Origin of the sequence: Vibrio sp. 10N.239.312.C11 (genome assembly GCF_041466065.1) — a bacterium.
In the GTDB taxonomy this organism is placed as follows: domain Bacteria; phylum Pseudomonadota; class Gammaproteobacteria; order Enterobacterales; family Vibrionaceae; genus Vibrio; species Vibrio tasmaniensis_A.
In genome coordinates, this window is sequence record NZ_JBFSRZ010000010.1 from 49178 (window position 1) to 63776 (window position 14599).

The 14599-nt window shown below is 44.4% G+C and carries 11 protein-coding genes; 6 read left to right on the top strand and 5 right to left on the bottom strand.

Features of this window, described 5'->3' with window-relative positions:
• Positions 1 to 163 precede the first annotated feature (163 nt).
• Positions 164 to 1135, top strand: coding sequence for an octaprenyl diphosphate synthase (gene ispB / locus AB6D07_RS06675; RefSeq protein WP_017102930.1), 972 nt, complete (start codon positions 164 to 166; stop codon positions 1133 to 1135).
• 88 nt (positions 1136 to 1223) lie between these two features.
• Here the strand turns inward: ispB and AB6D07_RS06680 are convergent, their stop codons facing one another.
• Positions 1224 to 1415, bottom strand: a complete 192-nt coding sequence (locus AB6D07_RS06680) for a hypothetical protein (protein WP_009847833.1) — start codon at positions 1413 to 1415, stop codon at positions 1224 to 1226.
• 128 nt (positions 1416 to 1543) lie between these two features.
• Complete coding sequence (gene mdh / locus AB6D07_RS06685; RefSeq protein ID WP_004735908.1) at positions 1544 to 2479, bottom strand: malate dehydrogenase; 936 nt, start codon at positions 2477 to 2479, stop codon at positions 1544 to 1546.
• A gap of 332 nt (positions 2480 to 2811) precedes the next feature.
• Between mdh and argR the strand changes: the two genes are divergently transcribed.
• From argR to AB6D07_RS06705, 4 genes are all read left to right on the top strand, one after another.
• Positions 2812 to 3282 (top strand): transcriptional regulator ArgR, encoded by a 471-nt coding sequence (gene argR / locus AB6D07_RS06690; RefSeq protein ID WP_004735909.1) that lies wholly within the window; start codon positions 2812 to 2814, stop codon positions 3280 to 3282.
• A 342-nt stretch (positions 3283 to 3624) separates the two neighbouring features.
• Positions 3625 to 4593, top strand: a complete 969-nt coding sequence (locus AB6D07_RS06695) for a TAXI family TRAP transporter solute-binding subunit (protein WP_017078819.1) — start codon at positions 3625 to 3627, stop codon at positions 4591 to 4593.
• Between the two features lie 255 nt (positions 4594 to 4848).
• Positions 4849 to 7428: a TRAP transporter permease gene (locus tag AB6D07_RS06700; RefSeq protein ID WP_017102929.1), complete on the top strand. Its 2580-nt coding sequence runs from the start codon at positions 4849 to 4851 to the stop codon at positions 7426 to 7428.
• Positions 7429 to 7535: 107 nt separating this feature from the next.
• The gene (locus tag AB6D07_RS06705) at positions 7536 to 7973 is read left to right on the top strand and encodes a universal stress protein (protein ID WP_029222921.1); all 438 of its coding nucleotides are present in this window, start codon (positions 7536 to 7538) and stop codon (positions 7971 to 7973) included.
• Positions 7974 to 8064: 91 nt separating this feature from the next.
• Here AB6D07_RS06705 and AB6D07_RS06710 read toward each other — a convergent pair whose 3' ends face one another.
• Together AB6D07_RS06710 and AB6D07_RS06715 are read right to left on the bottom strand one after the other, a co-directional pair.
• Positions 8065 to 9027 (bottom strand): D-2-hydroxyacid dehydrogenase, encoded by a 963-nt coding sequence (locus AB6D07_RS06710; RefSeq protein ID WP_017102927.1) that lies wholly within the window; start codon positions 9025 to 9027, stop codon positions 8065 to 8067.
• A gap of 34 nt (positions 9028 to 9061) precedes the next feature.
• Entirely contained in the window at positions 9062 to 9796 is a 735-nt protein-coding gene (locus tag AB6D07_RS06715) for a pseudouridine synthase (protein ID WP_017102926.1), read from the bottom strand.
• Positions 9797 to 9954: 158 nt separating this feature from the next.
• Here AB6D07_RS06715 and AB6D07_RS06720 point away from each other — a divergent pair, with 158 nt between their 5' ends.
• Positions 9955 to 11226 carry an NRAMP family divalent metal transporter gene (locus AB6D07_RS06720; protein WP_017102925.1) on the top strand — a complete coding sequence of 424 codons (1272 nt, stop codon included), beginning with the start codon at positions 9955 to 9957 and terminating at the stop codon, positions 11224 to 11226.
• Positions 11227 to 11342: 116 nt separating this feature from the next.
• Here the strand turns inward: AB6D07_RS06720 and rapA are convergent, their stop codons facing one another.
• Positions 11343 to 14252, bottom strand: a complete 2910-nt coding sequence (rapA, locus tag AB6D07_RS06725; protein ID WP_017102924.1) for an RNA polymerase-associated protein RapA — start codon at positions 14250 to 14252, stop codon at positions 11343 to 11345.
• Between the last annotated feature and the right edge of the window lie 347 nt (positions 14253 to 14599).

Consider the following 14599-nt stretch of genomic DNA (forward strand, 5'->3'; position numbering starts at 1 on the left):
TGACAAGCCATATTTTTAAAATATTGGCGAAAACATGTTCGCCAAAGAAAAGTGCGGCAATGATGCCTTTAAGTGATGTATTAATCAACGTTTTTTAGTGTATTATTCAACAATTAAATACAACGTATAAGCCTTACAGGGTCTAACTTCAGCCGGATGAACAATGGATTTTAAAGCTATCCAAACGCTTACTGCCAATGATATGGCAAAAGTGAATGAAACAATTCAAGCCCAACTTAATTCTGACGTAAGTTTAATCAACCAGCTTGGTTTTTATATCGTTAGCGGTGGTGGCAAACGCCTACGTCCTTTGCTTGCTCTTTTATCTGCTCGTGCACTTGGTTATCAAGGTGAAGCTCATATCACCTCTGCAGCTTTTATCGAGTTTATTCACACAGCTACCCTTCTCCATGATGATGTCGTCGACGAGTCGGACATGAGACGCGGTAAAGCGACAGCCAACGCAGCTTTTGGTAATGCCGCTAGCGTTTTGGTGGGTGACTTTATCTACACTCGCTCGTTCCAGATGATGACAACGCTAGGATCCTTAAAGATCCTTGAGTTAATGAGTGAAGCAGTTAACGTGATTGCCGAGGGTGAAGTTCAACAATTAATGAACTGCAATAACCCGGATACCACAGAAGAAAGCTACATGCAGGTGATCTATTCAAAGACCGCTCGTTTGTTTGAAGCCGCAACTCAAATTGGCGCGATTCTTACAGAGTCTTCACCTGAAATCGAAACGGCTATGCAAAACTACGGTAAGTACCTAGGCACTGCATTCCAGCTTATTGATGATGTGATGGACTACACCGCTGATGGTAAAGAGATGGGTAAGAACGTTGGTGACGATCTAGCCGAAGGCAAACCAACACTGCCTCTACTTTACGCAATGCACAATGGTTCTCCTGAGCAAACCAGCATGATTCGAGAAGCGATTGAAAAAGCCAATGGTATGGAGCGTCTCGACGACATTATGGCTGTTATGAAAGAGACAGGCTCTTTAGAGTACACAACAAATAAAGCCTATGAAGAAGCAGATAAAGCCATTGCTGAGCTTTCTGTACTTCCTGATTCAGAATATAAGCAGGCTTTAACCACGCTAGCTCACCTTGCGGTAAAACGCAGTAAGTAAATAGAAGCTAAGTAGTAAGTAGACAGCTATATATTAAAAAAGAGCCGGTTGGCTCTTTTTTTGATCCTGTTAGATATAACTCCGGGTTTCAATATCGACTCGATTCTAATGATAAAGGTAATTGCGCTTCGATCTCTTCAAGTTCTTCCAATGGAACCGCATATTGCTTATGACTATTGTAAGACTCAAATAAAGCGAACTGCTCTTGCTCATCGATAACCAATATCTTACCCAAGCGACCTAGATAGTTAACATTCATTCCTTTTTGTACTCTAGTCATCGTTCAATACCCTAATTCTTCGTGGTTAGAAAATTTTTACGAGCGGGGTGAGTGCAAGGATCAAAAAAGCCGATCATAATGATCGGCTCTTATTAACTATCTTTTGGTTGAGTTAAATGGTGTCCCGCTTATTTAGCGAATTCAACACCGATCTCAATATCGCCATTTAGCGTTTCTAGCATGCTGTCTAGTGCGTTGCGTTCGAAGTCGCTCAGTTCACCGTAGCTAAGGATCGCTTCTGCGCCCTCTTTGCCAAGTTTAACTGGTTGTGCGAAGAATGGTGCGTGCTCGCCTTCACCTTCAACGTATGCACATTCAATTACGTTCTCTTCGCCTTGAAGCGCTTTCACTAGAGCAAGACCGAAACGACATGCCGCTTGACCCATCGATAGTGTTGCACTGCCGCCGCCAGCTTTAGCTTCTACTACTTCAGTACCCGCATTTTGGATACGAGTTGTTAGCGCTGCGATTTCTTCATCAGTAAACTCTACGCCTTCAACTTGAGAAAGTAGAGGAAGGATCGTTACACCTGAGTGACCGCCGATAACAGGAACACGGATGTCGCTTGGATCTTTATCTTTCAGCTCAGCAACAAACGTTTCAGAACGAATAACATCAAGAGTAGTAATACCGAATAAACGACGCTTGTCGTAAACGCCCGCTTTCTTAAGTACTTCAGCAGCGATTGGTACTGTTGTGTTTACTGGGTTAGTGATGATACCAACACAAGCAGTAGGACAAGTAACTGCGATTTTCTCTGCAAGAGACTTAACAATGCCAGCGTTCACATTGAAAAGATCCGCACGATCCATACCAGGCTTACGAGCAACACCCGCAGAAATAAGCACAACATCCGCACCTTCTAGTGCTGGTGTTGGATCTTCACCCGCGTAACCTTTGATCGAAACAGGTGTTGGGATATGGCTAAGATCGGCAGCGACACCCGGTGTTACCGGAGCGATGTCGTAAAGTGCAAGATCTGAACCAGCAGGTAGGCGGTTCTTTAGTAGTAGGGCTAGGGCTTGACCGATGCCACCAGCGGCACCAATAACAGCTACTTTCATTGTTATTCTCCTTGAGAGATTTCTCTTATAAATTCTTGGTAGGGTAGTTCTTGAGCTAAATTATGGTTAAAAAAATATATTAATCACAAAGTGATTACAATCAATTAACGCCAGCTTTGCGACTTCGCGCAAGTCAATAAAACCGTGCTACACAGCAAGTTCGCATTATGGCGATAATCGACTGAAATAACAAAATAAGTCGCCACTAATAACACATTATTCTATTAAATTTTTACAGTGATGTGACTAACAAATTGCCGTGATACTTTAGCTAAAATTGAATATGTATGCGAGAATATGCAAACATCTTTGTTAATGAATAAGAATGACATATGCGCAATACAGAAAAACAAGACAACTTAGTTCGTGCTTTTAAATCATTACTAAAAGAAGAACGTTTTGGTTCGCAAGGCGAGATTGTCGATGCCCTCAAACATGAAGGTTTTGAAAGTATCAACCAATCTAAAGTTTCGCGTATGTTAACTAAGTTTGGTGCAGTTCGAACTCGTAATGCAAAAATGGAGATGGTTTACTGTCTTCCTGCTGAACTTGGTGTTCCGACAGTTTCTAGCTCTCTGAGAGAATTAGTATTAGATATCGACCACAACAATGCATTGGTGGTGATACACACCGGCCCAGGTGCGGCGCAGCTTATTGCTCGTTTATTGGACTCATTAGGTAAGTCGGAAGGTATACTAGGTGTCGTTGCAGGCGATGATACTATCTTCATCACGCCAACCTTGTCAGTTACCACGAAGCAATTGTTTGATTCTGTGTGCGAACTGTTTGAATACGCAGGATAATTGGTCACAGTTTCATAACCATAAACCTGATTAATGGATCACGAACACCGATTCGCTTCGTGATCCAAATCACATCCTAGAATATCTATCTCCCCCTCTTCAAACACCACTAAACCATTGATTTTAAAAAACTCAGTAGCAAATCAAACACAAGATCTAACCGTCATTTGTTAGATTTTTTAGCTATATCTTTTAACATTTGAGTAATTTTCTGCCAATTTTTGATATTATTCAGCCACTTTTTCATCACATGGATTGAAAAAGGTGCCGTTTCCAAATAGGAAACTCCAGAAACGACTACACTTGTTTCAGGGTTAATAATGAATAAAGGAAGGGAAATTCATGGCATTTACCAAACTTATTAAAGTTGGGGCTATTGCAGCTGCTGTAATGGGCGCTGGCGCAGTTAACGCTCAAGAGTTCATCACAATTGGTACAGGTTCAGTAACGGGTGTTTACTACCCAACTGGTGGTGCTATTTGTAAGCTTGTGAACAAAGGCCGCAAAGACCACAACATTCGTTGTTCTGTAGAATCTACTGGTGGTTCGATCTACAACGTTAACACCATCCGTGCTGGTGAACTAGATTTCGGTGTTGTTCAATCGGACTGGCAATACCACGGCTACAACGGTACAAGTAAATTCAAAGATCAGGGCGAATACAAAAAACTTCGCGCTATGTTCTCTCTACATACAGAACCGTTCAACATCATCGCTCGTACCGATGCTGGTATCAACAATGTGTCTGACCTAGCAGGTAAGCGTGTAAACATTGGGAACCCAGGCTCTGGTGACCGTGCAACGATGGGTGTTGTAATGGACGCTATGGGTTGGACTAACGATAGCTTCAAGCTTGCTTCTGAACTTAAAGGTTCTGAGCGTTCACAAGCTCTTTGTGACAACAAGATTGATGCATTCATCTACATGGTTGGTCACCCGAACGGATCAATCAAAGAAGCAACGACTTCTTGTGATGCAAAACTGGTTTCTGCAACTGGTCCACAAATCGACAAGATCGTAGCTGAAAACCCATACTACGCATACAGCACAGTTCCAGCTGGCATGTACCGTGGTACAGATGCTGACGTAAACAGCTTCGGTGTTGCTGCAACTATGGTAACAACGTCTGACGTTTCTGATGAAGTCGCATACAACGTTGCTAAAGCGGTATTTGAAAACTTCGCTACATTCAAACGCCTGCACCCAGCATTTGCGAACCTGAAGAAAGAAGACATGGTTAAAGCGGGTATCTCAATCCCTCTTCACCCTGGCGCAGTAAAATACTACAAAGAAGTAGGCCTTCTAAAGTAATTCTACTTTAAGCCTGCTCTACCAATAAGGAGGCATGTCCTCCTTATTGGCTTTTCACGTTTTATAAAAATAACCCAAGTGAAAAGAGACAAACCTTTAAGTTTCTCCAATTTGGCGAACTTACCTTCGTATCAAGCCTAAGACAAAGACGAACAAAAAACGCATTTCCCTATCCATTCGCTACACTAGATAGGAAATAAATAACGTCTCGTTGTTCGTAAGAAAGGCAGACCATCAATAATAAGGATAAAGTACATGACGCAGACAACATCACCGTCTCCAGATGTGCAAGAAATGGTGGCACAATCAGACACTGGTGCGCGTAGCCCTCGCGGTATCCAAGGCCGTATTTTATGGTTTGTGCCTCTATGTTGGTCACTGTTCCAACTTTGGTATGCATCTCCGCTGCCGTTCATTTTTAACTTCGCAATTTTAAACGACACTGAAGCTCGAGCAATTCATCTTACGTTTGCCATCTTCCTAGCCTTTACCGCTTATCCAGCCATGAAAAATTCACCTCGGGATAGAATTCCTGCGGTCGACTGGATATTAGCGCTGGTTGGTAGCTTTTCAGCTTCGTATATCTATATTTTCTATACTCAACTCGCTGAACGTTCAGGCGCACCAACAACATTCGATATTGTTGCTGCTGTATTGGGTATGGTTCTACTGCTTGAAGCAACACGACGCGCTTTAGGTCCACCTCTTATGGTTGTGGCTGCAGTCTTCCTACTTTACACCTTTGGCGGTCCACACATGCCAGACGTTATCGCCCATAAAGGTGCAAGCCTGAACAAGGCAATGTCGCATCTGTGGCTAACAACTGAAGGTGTATTCGGTGTTGCTCTTGGCGTCTCTACGTCATTCGTATTCTTGTTTGTACTGTTTGGTGCAATGCTAGAACGCGCGGGCGCAGGTGCTTACTTCATCAAGGTTGCGTTCTCTTTACTTGGCCACATGAAAGGCGGCCCAGCGAAAGCAGCCGTTGTTGCATCTGGCTTATCCGGTCTTGTGTCTGGTTCATCTATCGCTAACGTGGTAACCACGGGTACTTTTACGATCCCTCTCATGAAAAGAGTCGGATTCTCAGGTGAAAAAGCCGGTGCTGTAGAAGTTGCCGCTTCAACCAATGGTCAATTAACTCCACCAATCATGGGTGCTGCTGCATTCTTGATGGTTGAATATGTAGGTATCTCGTATGTAGAAGTGATTAAAGCGGCGCTATTGCCTGCTCTTATCTCTTACATCGCCCTGATTTACATTGTTCACTTAGAAGCATGTAAAGCTGGTATGACTGGCCTACCTCGTCGCCACACACCAACTATCGTACAAAGCTTACTGTCTTTCACTGGTACCATTCTTGGGCTATGTGTCATCAGTGCTGCGGTTTACTACGGTGTCGGCTGGACGAAAGATGTCTTTGGCGATGCAGCGACACCTATTGTTACCGTTGCTCTATTGATCTCTTATGTAGCCTTGGTTCGAGTATCAGCAAAATATGCCGCTGAAGGTGGCATGGACATCGATGCCGAGCTAACAGAAGTACCCGATCCAGGCCCAACCATTAAATCTGGCCTGCACTTCCTACTGCCTATCGTGGTTCTTGTTTGGTGTCTGACTGTAGAGCGATTCTCTCCAGGTCTTTCTGCCTTCTGGGCAACGGTATTCATGATCTTTATTTTGATCACACAGCGTCCTTTGATGACTCTGATGAACAAATCTGACGATCTTGCAGAGCAAACTAAAGCCGGTTTCGTTGATCTATTAGAGAGCTTGGTTTCAGGCGCGCGCAACATGATCGGTATCGGTGTAGCGACAGCTGCAGCAGGTACGGTTGTAGGCGTGGTAACACTGACAGGTATCGGCCTTGTAATGACCGATTTTGTTGAGTTCATCTCAGGCGGTAGCATCATTCTAATGTTGTTATTCACTGCGGTAATCAGCTTGATCTTAGGTATGGGCTTGCCAACAACGGCGAACTACATCGTTGTATCAACATTGATGGCACCAGTAATTGTTACCTTAGGTGCAGCGCACGGCTTGATCATTCCACTGATTGCGGTTCACTTATTCGTGTTCTACTTCGGTATTCTTGCGGACGATACACCTCCGGTAGGTTTGGCTGCATTTGCGGCCGCTGCGATTGCTAAATCAGACCCGATTCGTACCGGTATTCAAGGTTTTACCTACGATATCCGGACCGCGATATTGCCGTTCATGTTCATCTTCAACACCCAACTACTGTTGATGGGCATTGATTCTTGGTGGCACTTAGCACTGACGATTTTCTCTTCGGTTACTGCGGTACTTATCTTTGCAGCAGCGACACAAGGTTGGTGGTTCACTAAGAACAAGTGGTGGGAAACTATACTGCTTATCGTTCTGACCTTCTCTTTCTTCCGCCCTGGCTTCTGGTGGGACATGATTTATCCAGAGAAAGTTCTTTCACCTGGAGTTGAGATCGCTCAAATCACAGAAAATCTATCTGTGGGACAATCACTTGAATTGAGAGTCGGTGGCGAAAACTTAGAAGGTAACTATTCTGAGAAAACAGTTCGCCTTCCGTTTGAAGATTCTGCGACAACAAGTGAAGACCGCATTGCTTCAATGGGCCTAATGCTGACCCAAGCTGACGACAAGATGATTGTTGATATGGTTGAGTTTGGTAGCCCTGCTGAAGCTGCTGGCATTGACTTTGATTGGGAAATTAAATCCGTTATCCAAGATGCAGAACGACCAATGAAAGAGTGGGTTTTCTTACCTGCCCTATTAATTTTGATTGGTTTAGCGATGAACCAAAGAAGGCGTGCTCGTAAGGATGAGATTAGCGCGTAATGGATAGAGCCAAATAGCGCTCTACTCTATTTGGCTTTTTTACTACATGGAAAAGATAATTACAGCGCTTGGTATGTACTCAGCGCTGCTCAAAAAGAGACGAATACATGTATAGACAAATCCTTGTTCCCGTTGATCTGAACGACAAAGGCTTTTCTGATAAAGCGGTCGAGCTAGCGGTATGGCACGCGAAACACAGTAATGCTGAGATCCACATTCTGAACGTATTACCGGGCATCCACATGTCGATGGTAGCGTCTTACTTCCCGAAAGATGCAGCAAACCAAATGAAGCTTGATGTTAAAAATCAGCTGAAAGAATTTGCTGATAAGCATATCGACGATGATGTGATCTATAAAGTTCACGTTGCCGAAGGCAAGACCTACACAACGATTCTTGATTGCGCAGAGAAACTAGGGGCAGATCTTATCGTGATGCCTAGTCATAAGCGTTCAAAAATCGACAAGGTTGTACTGGGTTCTGTTGCAAGCAAAGTGGTTCAGAACTCACCAATCAATGTATTGGTAGTTAAGCCGCAAGGCTAAATCACTTAATCGACACAAAGATCTAAATCTAAAAAGGTTGGCCTAAAAGCCAACCTTTTTTATTTTGTGCTTGCACCATTCAATTCTTCAATCAACTCACTAAGTTCTGCGGATTACCTGCAACAAACCCATCAATATTATCGATTAAGATATCAGACAGTTTTTGAATTGAACTGTCGCTGCCCCACGCCACATGTGGTGTCAGCAGTAAATTAGGTAAGTGGCTGTTAGCCAATAGTGGATTCGAATTATCTGCAGGTTCTTGTGTAAACACATCCATGCCCGCACCTGCAATCTCATTACTTTTCAAAGCTTCAACTAAGGCCTGCTCATCGACAAGTCCACCACGGCCAGCATTAATTAATACCGCACTTGATTTCATCATGGTTAGCTCTCGCTCTGAAATCAGATTTCGGGTCGCTTCAGTTAATGGACAATGTAAGCTGATCGCATCCGCTTGCTGTAACACCGTATCAAAAGGTAGATACCCTTCTCGACAAGAATCTGCCCCTTTACGCTCAGTAAAGATGACATTCATACCAATCGCTTTTGCTAATATCGCGGTCGCTTGCCCTAAGCTACCACTCCCTATTAAGCCCAATGTACTGCCTGCAACATCTTGAATTGGATGAGTAAAGAAACAGAATTGTTTGTCCTTTTGCCACTCGCCTGTCTCGATATCTTGATGATAACCAACGAGGTTTCGCTTAAGCGTAAACAGCATCGCGATAACATGTTCCGGTACCGATTGAGTCGCGTAGCCCTGTACGTTAGCCACTGCGATATTGTTACCCTTGCAGTACTCTACATCGACATTGTTCACACCCGTTGCTGAAACAGCTATTAGCTTAAGTTGTTGTGCTTGAGCCAAATTCGATTCGTTAAGCACGACCTTGTTGGTAATAACAACATCAGCGCCTTCTATTCGTTCAGACACTTGTTCTGGCGAAGTGAAGTCATACTCCACCCACTGATGCTCAAAGCTAAGGGGTTTTAAATGTATTTGAGATGGGATGGTAGCTCGGTCGAGAAAGACCACTTTCAACTTCGGCATTGTACGTCCTTGCATTGGTATTAATTTAACCATTCTAAGCTTTTAGCTTACTGTAGTCTGGAAGCTCTGGCGCAATTTCAAAGTGCTGCTCGATTTGTGGCGATGCTTGAGGGTAAAAATCACATGGCACGAAAGCTTTGAAAAGCTGATTATTAGCCGGATGATAAAAACTCAGTTCACATGCGTGTAAAGCTAACCTGTCACTATAATTAAACGCATCTGGTGTTGCATAAAACTCGTCGCCCACAATTGGATTCCCTAGCTCCATGCAGTGAACACGCAACTGATGAGAGCGACCAGTGATCGGCAGCAATTTCAATAATGTCGTTTGAGGCTCTTGTTGCTCAACCACATAGCGAGTCTGAGATGGTTTACCATCGTCGAAACACACTTTCTGTCTAGGGCGATTCGTCCAATCGCAAATAAGAGGAAGGTCAATCAAACCTGCCTTGTCTTCCATTGAACCCCACACTCGTGCGTAATAAAGTTTGTGTGTCAGTCGATATTGAAATTGCTTCTTCAAATGCCGCTCAGCCTGTTTATGCTTAGCCAATAGCATCAAGCCTGATGTAGACATATCCAACCGATGCACAACTTGAATCTCCGGAAATTCGACAACCAACCGACTCCACATACTGTCGTAGTGCTCCGGCAGTCTCCCCGGCACCGAAAGCAGGCCTGCTGGCTTGTTCACCACAAGAACATCATCATCTTGATAGATAATATCAGTCCACGGTTCACGTGGTGGTGTGTACTGTTCTAACGCCATTAGAGCCTCTTAATTACTGGTTAATAAATAACTCATGGTCGATTCGTTTATTAAAAAATACAATTTTAAACACTTTTGTACATAAAAGTTGACGAAATTACGAAACATGGTATTGATAAGGTAACGGAAAATAAGAACTAAGCCTCAAAGGAAAAACGATGGAAAGTACGGCTAAAACCACCTCAACACCAACCTCCGCACCACTTTCAAGCCTGATTAAATCTCTTGGCCCAGGAATCATGATGGCCGCTGCTGCGGTCGGTGGATCTCACTTAGTCGCTTCAACGAAAGCTGGCGCTATTTATGGATGGCAGCTCGCCGCACTGATTCTTTTAGTTAACGTATTTAAGTACCCATTCTTTAGAGCCGGCATCCAATATACCCTTGGTACTGGGCAAAGCTTGGTGGAAGGATATTCTAACCTCGGTCGACCTTACCTTGTTATCTTTTCGATACTAAGTGCCATTTCCGCCGTGGTAAATACCGCAGCCTTACTGCTATTCAGTGCAAGCTTACTGAGTTACTTTATTCCTTTTGATTTGGCCACCAGCACATTGTGCATGATCGTTTTAGCTACGTGCTTGATCATTCTATTCGCTGGCCATTATCGCGCGCTCGACACACTGTCTAAAGCGATCATGGCGATCCTGACCTTCACAACCTTGGCTGCAGTCGCTATTGCTATCGGCTCTCCAGTTGAACCTGATGCGGCTTTTGTTCCACCATCACCTTGGTCATTGGCAGCTATTGGCTTTATCGTTGTCACTATGGGTTGGATGCCCGCGCCTATCGAGATATCAAGCATCACCTCTATGTGGCTAAAAAGCCAAAAAGAGAAACAAGAAGTGACCGCTCAATCTGCACTGTTCGATTTCAACGTAGGCTACATTGGTACGGCACTGCTTGCTTTGGTATTCGTTGCTTTAGGTGCACTGGTACTTCACGGAACAGGCGTTGAACTGTCTCGCTCTGGTGTTGGTTTCACCCATCAATTGGTCGGCATCTACGCTTCTACGATTGGTGAATGGTCTCGTCCACTGATCGCTCTTATCGCCTTCTTCTGTATTTTTGGCAGTACCATTACCGTTATCGATGGCTACTCACGCGTGCTTGCCGAATCACAGCGCCTATTATTGAAAAAGGAATCGAGCCCAAGAATACTGCAAGGTTGGATCATCATTGTCTCTCTCGCGGCACTCGCAATTGTGATGTTCTTCAGCGCAGCACTGATGCCAATGCTTGATTTTGCGATGGTGCTTGCCTTTGCTACTACGCCATTCTTCGCATTGCTTAACTTCATCTTAGTAAGCAAAACTAAGCTTCCTGAAGCGTTGGCGATTGGCACTAAACTAAAATGGTTGTCTGTGGCAGGCCTTGTTTACCTATTTGGCTTCTTAGCTCTGTTCGTTTGGTGGAAATGGTTGATGTAATCTGCTCTCCAAATTCTTAGCCAAACTGTTAACCAAACTCTTAACCAAACTACAGATACAAATAAGGCCTTCGTAATGAAGGCCTTATTTCGTTAAAGCATTTAGCTAATTCAAAACTAGTTGTGAGAAACCACAATCAAGCGTAACGAATCCAGCTGAACCTGAGCTTTACCGATGTAACCAGTTAGTTCATTGATTTGAGCTTCGATAACCTCTAGCTCTTCATCACGAATATTAGGATTAACCGCTTTAAGCGCTTGTAGGCGTTCTAACTCACCGTTCAAGTTAGTTTGCATATCTTTCTGAGCTTGCTGACGAACTTCTTCAACCTTCGGAAGTACATGCGTCTCACCGGCTTCGATTAGCTTGTGAATCTCACCTTGTACCGAGTTCACTAGCTTGCTCGCTAAATGACGGTTTACCGGGCTTAGTTGACGGTTAAAGCTATCGAATTCAACCTGAGCAGATAAATCGTTACCACGACCATCCATCATCAAGCGAATCGGCGTCTTAGGCAGAAACTGGCTGATACCGCTGCGCTTTGGCGCTTGTGCATCAACAAGGTAAACCAACTCAAGCAGAATAGTGCCCACTGGCAGCGCTTTGTTCTTCAGTAGAGATACCGCAGACGCACCGACACCTTCACTCAATAGCAGATCAATACCGCCCTGAATCATTGGGTGTTCCCAGCTAATAAAATTCATGTCTTCACGAGAAAGCGCGGTTTCACGGTCAAACGTAATCGTTGCACCTTCATAAGGTAAGCCTGGGTAGCTTGGCACCATCATGTGTTCAGAAGGTGTCACAACTAGTGCATTTTCACCCTTGTCATCTTGGTTCAGACCAATGGTGTCAAACAGGCTCAGAGCAAAAGAAACGAGGTTAGTATCACCATCGGTAGAAGCAATTTTCTCTGCAATCTCATGGGCTTTATCGCCACCATTTGAATGCATCTCTAATAGGCGATCTCGGCCTTTTTCTAGATCCGATTTCAGACTTTGATTGAGCTTCGCTGATTCTTCAATGACTTCATCAAGCTGCTCGGTGTTGCCAGAAGCCAGCATTTCAATCAGTACATCAGAATACTTATCGTAAACCATGCGACCAGTAGGGCAAGTCTCTGCGAATGCATTCAAACCTTCATCGAACCAACGCGCTAGAATCGCTTGCGATGTGCCTTTTAGGTAAGGGACATGAATGTCGATATCTCGAAGCTGACCGATACGGTCCAAACGACCAATACGTTGTTCAAGCAAATCCGGGTTAAACGGAAGATCGAACATCACTAACTGGTTAGCAAACTGGAAGTTACGACCTTCAGAACCGATTTCGCTACAGATAAGAACCTGAGCGCCGCCCTCTTCTTGAGCAAAGTAAGCCGCAGCTTTATCACGCTCTAGAATCGACATGCCTTCGTGGAATACCGTTGCACGCACACCTTCACGCTCACGTAGAGCTTGTTCCAGTTGCAGAGCCGTACTCGCACGTGACGCGATCACTAGGATCTTCTCGCTGCGCTTGTCTTGAATCTTTTCAATCAACCAGTTCACACGTGAATCGAACTGCCACCAGCTTGAGTCTTCACCTTCAAACTCTTGGAAGATCTCTTCTGGGTACAACATCTTCATTGCACGAGCTTCAGGTGCCATCTTGCCACCGATCATGCCTGATACACGCATCGAGGTGGTGTACTGCGTTGGAATGTCCATCGGCAGTAGGTTTACATTACGCTTAGGGAAGCCTTTGATTGCAGCACGCGTGTTTCTGAATAGAACACGACCTGTACCATGGCGATCCATAAGGTTATCAATCAGTTCTTGGCGAGCTAACGCTTGCTCTTCTTCGCTGCTGTCGCCTTCGATAACGCGGAATAGAGGCTCAACATCTTGCTCAGATAGAAGTTCTGTAATTTGGTTCTTCGCGCTGTTTTCAAGCTTCACGCCAGAGAACAATGCCGTTACGGCATCAGCAACAGGCGCATATTGGTCTTCTTCTTCAACGAAAGCTTCGTAATCGTAAAAACGATCAGGATCAAGCAGACGCAGACGCGCAAAGTGACTCTCACGACCAAGCTGTTCAGGGGTCGCTGTCAGTAGCAATACACCAGACGTGTTTTCAGCTAATCCTTCAACCACTTGGTATTCGCGGCTCGGTTTGTCTTGGCTCCACTCAAGGTGGTGTGCTTCATCGACAACCAACAAATCCCACTCACCTTCAAGTGCTTGCTCGTAGCGCTTACGGCTCTTGCGTAGGAAATCCAAAGAACACAGAACGTATTGCTGTGTATCGAATGGATTATCTGATTCTGCGAAAGATTCTATGCAACGCTCTTCATCAAAGATAGAGAAGTGCAGGTTGAAACGGCGCATCATCTCTACTAACCACTGGTGTTGTAGAGTTTCAGGAACCACAATCAGAATACGTTCAGCACGGCCAGACAACACCTGTTGGTGGATGATCATGCCCGCTTCTATGGTTTTACCTAGGCCAACTTCATCAGCCAGTAAAACGCGCGGAGCGTGACGACGACCGACTTCATGAGCAATGTACAACTGGTGAGGAATCAGGCCCGCTCGCATACCACACAAGCCGCGCATTGGGCTCTTATGCTGTTGATATTGATTGCTTAGTGCACGGTAACGCAGCACAAAGTTATCCATACGGTCGATTTGACCTGCGTACAGCTTATCTTGTGGCTTGTTAAAGCGGATCTGGTTGCTTAAAAAGATTTCACGCAGAGTCACCTCTGTCTCTTGAGTATCTTCACGAGTCCCCAAATAAGTCAGTAGCCCTTTATCTTCGATAACTTCTTCAACAGATAAAGACCAACCTTCTTGGCATTCGATGACATCGCCTACATTGAACGCCACTCGGGTTACGGGAGCATCTGTGCGTGCATAGACGCGGTTTTCTTCTGACGCAGCAAACATTACTGTCACTGTGCGAGCATCCATTGCTACAACGGTACCTAAACCTAAATCGCTCTCCGTATCGCTTATCCAGCGTTGCCCCAAAGCAAATGTCATGAATCGACTACCTCAATCTTATAGTTGGAATTTGGTCTTTCTAACTGCAATTTCAAACAAGAACGTTATTGCTCTTGAACTAAAAATATAGCCAAAAATGCCTAGTTTGCAGCCACTTTTTAAGTGCGCTCTTAATAATAAATATCTTGAGAAAATGGTGCAGAAAAAGGTCGCTAATCTTACTCGATGCTGTGATTTAGGTCACGCCTAAAGGAGACGATTTCATACTTTTTTTCTGTTTTCATAAGTGCAATCAAACTGTCAAAAAATCATGGTTATTCTATGGAGAGCAGAATGCAGCTCTCAAATGAAGTTTAGGTGAGTTGTTGACTATCACTAGAATCAGA